Here is a 401-nt window from a genome sequence, read left to right on the forward strand (position 1 = left end):
GGCCAAATAAAAAAGGCGATAAAGATATACAAGCTGCAATTAAAGAGACATCAAAATACTCGGTTAAGTCGTCTGATTATTTAACGGGAAATCATGAAAAAGACGCAGAAATTGTTCAAGATTTAGAACAAGGTTTATACAGAAAACGCATGTTGAGTTATGGTGGATTGCTTAAGAAAAAGCATAAACTTTTGAATTTAGATGATGCCGAAGATGGTAACTTAATTCAAACAAGTGATGAAGAAAAAACGACAGAAGAAGAACAAAAAGCTCATTCAATTACGGCAATTTGGAATTTCGAAAAGCAAAATTACTTCTTAAAAAATTTGTAATGTTGTCTAAATATAATAATATTCTTTGTAAGAATTTCAGAAAAATATATACCATATGGAGACCGAATG

Annotated in this window: 1 protein-coding gene; it reads left to right on the forward strand. The window is 30.2% G+C overall.

The window, feature by feature from the left end:
- On the forward strand, positions 1-332 hold a 332-nt coding region (locus tag AC1DIH_RS28215), incomplete at its 5' end, for a protein rep (protein WP_477774099.1).
- Between the last annotated feature and the right edge of the window lie 69 nt (positions 333-401).

The sequence above is a fragment of the Pseudomonas sp. 05N36 genome (assembly GCF_056397385.1).